Source organism: Terriglobus sp. YAF25 (assembly GCF_052113305.1).
Lineage (GTDB): Bacteria > Acidobacteriota > Terriglobia > Terriglobales > Acidobacteriaceae > Terriglobus.
In genome coordinates, this window is record NZ_JBFRCY010000462.1 from 1 (window position 1) to 3,718 (window position 3,718).

At 59.1% G+C, this 3,718-nt stretch carries 3 protein-coding genes; all 3 read left to right on the plus strand.

From position 1 onward, the window contains the following. Positions 1-26 precede the first annotated feature (26 nt). Positions 27-329, plus strand: a complete 303-nt coding sequence (gene nuoK / locus AB4043_RS17970; protein WP_147648490.1) for an NADH-quinone oxidoreductase subunit NuoK — start codon at positions 27-29, stop codon at positions 327-329. Positions 330-340: 11 nt separating this feature from the next. Continuing rightward, a complete protein-coding gene (nuoL, locus tag AB4043_RS17975; protein WP_442307687.1) occupies positions 341-2,302 on the plus strand; it encodes an NADH-quinone oxidoreductase subunit L in 1,962 nt (653 codons plus the stop codon). Then, positions 2,302-3,718, plus strand: a 1,417-nt coding sequence (locus tag AB4043_RS17980) for a complex I subunit 4 family protein (RefSeq protein ID WP_442307688.1), incomplete at its 3' end; no start/stop codon positions are given. The genes nuoL and AB4043_RS17980, both read left to right, overlap by 1 nt.

Here is a 3,718-nt window from a genome sequence, read left to right on the forward strand (position 1 = left end):
GTCGTGCTCGCAAAGAAGGAGCGGTAATGGTACCGATCAGTTACTACCTAGTACTTGCGGCCATCCTGTTCTCGCTGGGTATTGCCGCTTACCTGGTGAAGCGCAATGTCATCACGATCTTTATCTCGATTGAGCTGATGCTCAATGCAGTCAACCTGACCTTTATCGCGTTTGCTCATCAGTGGAACAAGCTGAACGGTCAGATCTTTGTCTTCTTCGTGATGGTAGTCGCCGCGGCTGAGGCTGCGGTTGGCCTGGCCATTATCATCGCCCTCTTCCGGTCGCGGCAGACGCTGAACGTCGACCAGGTCAACCTACTGAAAGGCTAACGGACCAGACCATGGAATTTAGCTATCTCTGGTGGATCCCGCTACTGCCCTTCGCCGGCTTCCTGATCAATGGCCTGGTGGGCCGGAAGTTTCCGYGCACTGTCGTAGCGGCGATTGCACTGCTGTTTACTGCCGTTCCCTTTGCCCTGGTCCTGAAGCTGGCGTCGACGATGTCCGGCGGTGGACCGGAGCAGATCTCTCTGGTCGGTGCGCCCTGGATCTCCGTCTCGGGCTTCACGGTCAACTTCGCCTTCAACGTCGATCACCTCACGCTGCTGATGCTGCTGATCGTCACAGGCGTTGGGTTCCTGATCCATCTCTACGCCACCGGCTACATGGCGCATGAGGAAGGCTACTGGCGGTTCTTTGCCTACCTGAACCTCTTCATGTTCTTCATGCTGGTTCTGGTGCTGGCAGCCAACTTCCTTCTGCTCTTCGTCGGATGGGAAGGCGTGGGTCTGGCTTCGTACCTGTTGATCGGCTTCTACTTCAAAAAAGACTCGGCAGCGAACGCGGGCAAGAAGGCGTTCATCGTCAACCGCATCGGCGACTTCGGCTTCCTGCTGGCGATGTTCCTGATCGTCGCGCAGTTCCACACGCTGAACTTCACCGAGGTCTTCGGACAGATTGCGGCGCATCCGGAGTGGCAAGGCGGCATGATGACGGCTATCGCTCTGCTGCTGGTACTGGGCGCTACCGGTAAGTCCGCGCAGATTCCACTGTACGTCTGGCTGCCGGACGCCATGGAAGGCCCGACACCCGTCTCTGCTCTGATTCATGCCGCGACAATGGTGACCGCCGGCATCTACATGGTGGCCCGGTCAAACGTACTCTTTGCCCACTCGCCCACGGCCCTCTCGGTTGTCGCAGTTATCGGTGCTCTTACGGCGATCTTCGCAGCCTCCATCGGCCTGGTGCAGAACGATATCAAGCGTGTTCTGGCCTACTCGACGGTCTCGCAGCTCGGCTACATGTTCATGGCCTGCGGCGTTGCGGCGTATACCGGTGCGATCTTCCATCTGATGACGCATGCCTTCTTCAAGGCACTGCTCTTCCTCGCTGCCGGTTCAGTAATCCATGCCATTGGCGGCGAGCAGGACATGCGCGCCATGGGCGGCCTCCGGAAGAAGATTCCGGTTACGTTCTGGACGATGACGGCCGGTGTGATCGCCATTGCAGGCGCACCTCCCCTGGCTGGCTTCTTCTCGAAGGACGAGATCCTGTATCAAACCTTTGCCTCCGGCCACGTGGTTCTGTGGGCCATTGGTCTGATTACGGCGGGCATGACCTCGTTCTACATGTTCCGCCTGTGGTTCAAGACCTTCTTCGGTGAGTTCCAGGAACCGGCCCATGATGCCCACCACGGTGACGATCACGGTCATGCACACGGTGTGCACGAATCTCCCGCGATCAYGACGATTCCGCTGGCGATTCTGGCCATACTCTCCATCATCGGTGGATGGGTGGGGATTCCGAAGGCCTTTGGCGGAAGCATGGAGATCGAGCACTTCCTTTCGCCGGTCTTCGGTGAGCCTGCAGCAGTTTCAGCGACCGCAAGCCATCCCTCCGAATTTGGACTGGCGGCTGTCTCTGTTCTGGTTGCGGCGATTGGTTTCATCTTCGCCTACGTCTTCTATTACAAGAAGCCTGGCACGCTGGGCGCCCTTGCTGAGAAGAACCGCGGCCTCTACAACGTTCTCGCCAACAAGTTCTACATCGACGAGATCTACAACGGCCTGATTGTTGTTCCGACCCTCATGTTTACCCGGCTGTTCCTTGCTGGATTCATCGATAAGGGCGTCGTGGACGGCACGGGAGCAACGCTCGGCCTTACCGCCAGGGGTGGCGGTTATCTGGCACGTAAGATCCAGTCGGGCAACATTCGTTCGTATGCAGGCTGGCTGGCCTTGGGCGCCGCCGTCCTGCTGATTGCCATGACCTTCGGTCTCAAAGCCTTTGGAGCAACGCACTAATGACTATCGACAGCTCCATCCTTTCGCTGATCGTCTTCTTCCCTACCGTTGGGGCGATTCTGCTTGCGCTGCTTCCGGCCAATCCCACGTTGCAGAAATGGGGAGCACTGGTGGTCACGCTACTGACCTTCCTGTTCACGCTGCATCTGCCGGCGCACTATCAGTACGGCCTCACTGGCTATCAGTTTGACGTTAATGTTCCATGGATTGCTTCGCCGGCGATTCGCTACCACCTCGGTGTGGACGGCTTGTCCATGTGGCTGGTGGTGCTTTCCGGCTTCCTGGCTCCGTTGGGCGTGCTGATTAGCTGGCGAGCCATCGACCGGCGGGAGAAGCTGTTCTACACGCTCTTCCTGCTGCAGCAGACGGCAATGATCGGCGTCTTCGTCGCACTTGATCTCTTCCTCTACTACGGCTTCTGGGAGTGGTCGCTGGTGCCGATGACGATTCTCATCGCCACCTTCGGACGCACTGATAAGCGCGCGAAAGCTGCCCTGAAGTACTTTCTCTACGCCTTCATCCCTTCGGCGATTCTGCTGGTGGGCATGCTGTGGGTCTATGCCCAGACTGGCACCTTCGATCTGCCTATGCTGCAGCAGATGGCTGCATCGCACAGCATCTCCTCGAACCAGTCGGCTCTGTGGCTGGCCTCGCTGGCCTTCCTGGTCGCCTTCGCCGTCAAAGTTCCGGTCTTCCCGCTGCACGGATGGCTTTCGGACGCGATCTTCGAAGCTCCAACCGCAGCCGTAATGGTGCTGGCCGGTAAGCTCGGTCTCTACTCGATCCTGCGCTTCAGCTTCGGTATCTTCCCGGAGCAGTCACGTCAGATCGCACCGCTGATGATCGCGCTGGGCGCAATCGGTATCGCCTATGGCGCTCTGGTCGCCCTGGTCCAGACGGACCTGAAGCGGCTGGCGGCTTACTCGACGCTCGGCCACCTAAGCTTCATCACCCTGGGCATCTTCAGCTTCACCGTCGCCGGTATCGACGGCGGCGTCTACCAGATCATCAATCACGGCATCTCCGGCGGCGCGCTCTTCATGCTGCTGGGCGCACTCTACGAGCGCTACGGCACTTACGACATGCGCGAGCTCGGGGGCGTGGCGCAGAAGCTGCCGTGGATGGTCACGCTGTTCGTCATCACCGCGCTCTCAAACATCGGCCTGCCGGGCCTGAATGGTTTCGTGGGTGAGTTCCTGACACTGTCAGGCTCGCTGCAGACCATCTATGTTGCTCACCCCATGCTCTGGACCGCGATTGCCACCACCGGCGTGATCTTCGGTGCGGGCTATATGCTCTGGGCGATCCAGCGGATCTTCTACGGCGGTATGGGCCGTCGTCCGGACGAGGTCTCCGGATGGGATCTGGATGCGCGCGAACAGGTCGCTCTCTGGCCGATGGCAGTTCTCTTCGTCG